General features: G+C 65.8%; 1 protein-coding gene and 1 pseudogene. One reads left to right on the top strand and one right to left on the bottom strand.

Features of this window, described 5'->3' with window-relative positions; translation table 11 throughout:
• The coding region (locus tag GSQ79_RS20375) for a radical SAM protein (protein ID WP_158810508.1) at positions 1–545 on the top strand (545 nt) is incomplete at its 5' end.
• A 10-nt stretch (positions 546–555) separates the two neighbouring features.
• On the opposite strand, the pseudogene GSQ79_RS20370 reads toward GSQ79_RS20375, so the two are convergent.
• Positions 556–939, bottom strand: a pseudogene (locus GSQ79_RS20370) (hypothetical protein); the annotation flags it as partial.

Below are 939 nucleotides of genomic sequence, written 5' to 3'. Positions count from 1 at the left end.
CGATGGCGGAAAAGGGTCTGGTGAAGGTGGCCTTGTCGATCACCACGCTCGACCCCGACCTGGCGCGGCGGCTGGAACCACGCGCGAGTTCGCCGGAGCGGCGCCTGCACGCAATCGAACAGCTCAGCAAGGCCGGTATTCCGACCACGGTGATGGTGGCGCCGATCATTCCCGCGATCAACGATTCCGAGATCGAGACGATCCTGACCCGCGCCTCGGCGATGGGTGCGCGGGAAGCCGGCTACGTGATGCTGCGCCTGCCGCTCGAGCTGCGCGAGATCTTTCAGGAATGGCTGCTCGTCCATTTCCCGGACAAGCTGAAGCACGTGATGACGCTGGTGCAGTCGGTGCGCGACGGCAAGGTCTATGACTCGACCTGGGGCAAGCGGATGATCGGCACCGGCCCCTACGCCTGGATGATCGGGCGCCGGTTCGAAATGGCCTTGGCGAAGAACGGCTTCGCCAAGACACGGTCGAGCCTGCGCACCGACCTGTTCGTGCCGCCGACGCGTGTCGGCGAGCAGCTCAGCCTGCTCGGGATCTGATGGCTGCGATTTAGTGGTTGCTCACCGTATAGTGCGCTGCGAGCCAGAAGCCGGCGACGACGAGCACGGCGATCACCGCGTAGACCACGAGCAGGCGCGGCGTCAGCGCGCCGGACGTCGAGACGGCCCGGCCTGGTGCCGGGCGCGCTGACCCGACATCCGGCCCGTTGCCGGCAAGCGTCGAATCCGCGAGGTGGCGGTATGTCGCGAGGCGGCGCGGCGTGCTTTCGCCGATATTATAGGCCGCGAGTTCCGCCTCGTCGGGCACGCGGCCCTTGATCGCCTCGAAGGCCTGCAGCCAATCCAGCTTGTTCTGCTTGTAGATGGAATAGGCGACGAGCCCGGAAATATCGCTGTCTTCCTTGACCAGGCTGGTGAAGACGCCGGTGCGTTC

The sequence above is a fragment of the Beijerinckia sp. L45 genome, from assembly GCF_009765775.1.
Lineage (GTDB): Bacteria > Pseudomonadota > Alphaproteobacteria > Rhizobiales > Beijerinckiaceae > RH-AL1.
This window is presented reverse-complemented; position numbering and strand designations above follow the sequence as displayed.